General features: G+C 71.3%; 3 protein-coding genes. All 3 read left to right on the top strand.

The window, feature by feature from the left end; translation table 11 throughout:
* The coding region (locus tag AX685_RS15075; RefSeq protein WP_156445843.1) for a lytic transglycosylase domain-containing protein at positions 1-457 on the top strand (457 nt) is incomplete at its 5' end.
* Positions 454-2,469 (top strand): flagellar biosynthesis protein FlhA, encoded by a 2,016-nt coding sequence (locus AX685_RS15070; RefSeq protein WP_066490124.1) that lies wholly within the window; start codon positions 454-456, stop codon positions 2,467-2,469. The genes AX685_RS15075 and AX685_RS15070, both read left to right, overlap by 4 nt.
* A 17-nt stretch (positions 2,470-2,486) precedes the next feature.
* Positions 2,487-3,121: hypothetical protein (locus AX685_RS15065; RefSeq protein ID WP_197418639.1), on the top strand; the 635-nt coding region annotated here is incomplete at its 3' end.

The following is a 3,121-nucleotide window of genomic DNA, read 5'->3' as shown; positions in this document are numbered from 1 at the left end:
CGACCGCCGGCTCGCCGCCGCCGTCCGCCAGGTGCGCCGCCGCGGCGGCGCGTCGGCGCCCGACGCGCTGGTCGTTGCGATTGGCCGCCAGTATCGCATCGATCCGCATCTGCTCGCCGCGATGGTCGCGACCGAAAGCGCCGGCGATCCGCGCGCGGTGTCACCAAAGGGCGCGCTCGGCGTGATGCAGGTGATGCCCGCCACTGCGCGCAGTCTGGGGGTGCGTGATCCGCGCGCGCTGCTGGGCAACCGCCCGCTCGCGCTCGCGACCGGTGCGGCGTATCTGAAGCAACTCCAGCGCCGCTTCGGCAACAACGTGCCGCTGGTCGTCGCGGCCTATAATGCCGGACCGGGCGCGGTGCAGAAGTACCGCGGCGTGCCGCGCTATCGCGAAACGCAGGGCTATGTCCGCGACGTGCTGGGCCGCTACGCCACCGCGCGGGGTGCCGCGCAATGAGCGTCCAGCATTATCTCGCCTCCAGCGACACTGCGCCGCGCGTCGGGCTGGCCTCGCGCTATGCCGACGTCGCGCTGATCGGCTTCGTCGTCATCATTATCGGCTCGCTGTTCCTGCCGCTGCCGACGCTGGTCGTCGACCTACTGGTGGGCATCAACATCACCTTCGGCGTGATGCTGCTGCTGACCACCTTGTACGTGCGCGGGCCGCTCGACTTCTCGTCCTTCCCCTCGATCCTGCTGGTGTCGACGCTGTTCCGCCTGTCGCTGTCGGTTGCGACGACGCGCATGATCCTGCTGGACGGGCATGGCGGGCATATCATCCAGACGTTCGGCACGATGGTGGCGGGCGGCAACATCGTCGTCGGGCTGGTGGTGTTCCTGATCATCACCGTCGTCCAGTTCATCGTCATCGCCAAGGGCGCGGAGCGCGTGGCGGAGGTCGCGGCGCGCTTCAGCCTCGATTCGATGCCGGGCAAGCAGCTGTCGATCGACAGCGACCTGCGCTCCGGCCTGATCGACAAGGACGAGGCGCGCCGCCGCCGCCGCGTGCTGGAAATGGAATCGAAGCTGCATGGCAGCCTCGACGGCGCGATGAAGTTCGTGAAGGGCGACGCGATCGCCTCGATCGTGATCGTCGTCGTCAATCTGATCGGCGGGCTCGCGATCGGCGTGATGCAGCAGGGCATGGACCTGGGCGCCGCCACCCACAAATATTCGATCCTGACGATCGGCGAAGGTCTGGTCGCGCAGATCCCCGCGTTGCTCGGCGCGATGGCGGCGGGCCTGATGGTCACGCGCACCACCGATGAGGAGGATACCAGCAACCTCGGCCAGACGATCCAGCGCCAGCTGTCGGGGCATCCGCGCGCGCTGCTGGGCGTCGGCGCGATCGCGGTACTGATGGCGGCGGTGCCCGGCTTCCCGGTGGCGGTGTTCCTGGGGCTGGGCGCGGGCGCGATCGGCACCGGCGCGTTCCTGCATCCGCGGCTGCGCCCGATGATCCTGAAACACGCCGGCCCGCTCGCCCGCATCGCGTCGCGCGGGCGGGAGACGCCGCCGCCCGCCACGCTGGTCGCCGAACCCGCCCTGCCCAAGCCGGTCGTCCCGCTGCTGCTGGAACTGTCCGGCCCGCGCCCCTCGCGTGAGGAAGGGGACGCGCTGGCCGCCGACATGGCGGCGATGCTGGAGCGGTTGCAATATCGCTCGGGCGTGCCGCTGCCGCGGCTGGCGATCCATTTCATGGCGCCCGACGCGCGCGCCGCGTGGCAGTTGCTCGCCTACGAACTGCCGGTCGGCCACGGCCTGCGCGAGGGGGCGGGCGCCGATACCGCCGCGCTGGTCGCCGCGGTGGAGGGCGTGCTGCGCCGCCACCTGTCGCGCTTCCTGGGCGTCCAGGAAGCCGTCACGCTGCTCAACCGGATCGGCGACGATTATCCCGAAGTGGTCAAGGAAGCGGTTCGCGCGCTGCCCGCCGCACGCATCGCCGAGGTCCTGCGCCGGCTGGTCGAGGAAGAGGTGCCGCTGCGCAACATGCGCGACGTGCTCGAAGGGTTGACCGACGCGGCGCAGGGCGAACGCGACGTGCCGCGGCTGGCGGACATGACGCGCATCGCGCTCAAGCGGTACCTGATCGACGCCGCCGCGCCCGACGGGGAAGTGCGTGCATTGGTGGTGACGCCGGAACTGGAGACGATGGTGCGCGAGGCGACGCGCCTGGTCGACGGCGCCGAGCGGCTCGCCGTGCCGCCCGATGTCGCGCGCGATCTGGTCGCCACGATCGCCGCCACCGCGCAGGAAACGCGCGCCAATGCGCTGGTCACCTCGTTCGAGGCGCGCCGCGCCGTGCGCAAGCTGATCGAGCCGGACCTCTTCGACCTGCCGGTCCTGGCCTTCAACGAACTGTCGTCGCTGACGCGGCTGGAAATGGTCGGGCAGATCGGAATGCCCGCCGCCGGCCTGGCGCACCGCGACGCTGCGACACCAACTGAACCGGCCATGGCGGCCGAGTGATTCCGGGGAACAACTGCATGACGCCACACCGCCTGTCGATGCTGACGCTGGGCAAGCGCACGGTCCATCATCGCGCCGGCATCGCGCTGGTCGCGTCGCTGGCGTCGGTGACGCCGGCCACCGCGCAGGCGCCGGCCGCGACACCTGCGCCGGCCCCCGCGACCGCCGCCGCGCCGGGCGAGCTGACGTTGTCGCCGCGCGACCAGCCGATCGGCGCGTTCCTGCGCGATCTGTTCGGTCGCGTCGGGCGCCCGGTGGTGCCCAGCCCCAGCCTGACCGGCACCGTCAACGGCGTGTTCCGCGGATCGGTGAACAAGATCTTCGCCGACGTCGCGCGCGCCTTCAACCTTGTCAGCTATGACGATGGCGCGGCACTGTACGTCTACGGCGCGAACGAGGTCAGCGTCCAGACGCTCAACGTGGGGCAGGCAACGGCCGCGCGCGTCGTGCGACAGGTCGCGGCGCAGCGGCTGGCCGACCGGCGCAACTATGCGCGCGCCTCCGCGGACGGCACGCTGGTCGTCAGCGGCACGCCGCGCTTCGTGCAGCAGGTACAGCAGATGGCGCAGGGCGGCACCGCCACCGCAGGCCGCGGTAACCTGCCGCTCGGCAGTCCGCTGGGCGGCGCATCGTTCGGCGCGCCGCCCAGCGG

The organism is Sphingomonas sp. CCH9-F2 (genome assembly GCF_001556735.1).
In the GTDB taxonomy this organism is placed as follows: Bacteria; Pseudomonadota; Alphaproteobacteria; order Sphingomonadales; family Sphingomonadaceae; genus Sphingomonas; species Sphingomonas ginsenosidimutans.
Note: the sequence above shows the minus strand (reverse complement) of the source record. Positions and strands in the feature narration are given on the sequence as shown.

What these genes read in the sequence shown, in the direction of transcription:
- AX685_RS15070 (WP_066490124.1), top strand. Translation starts at nt 454, where the DNA reads ATGAGCGTCCAGCATTATCTCGCCTCCAGCGACACTGCGCCGCGCGTC.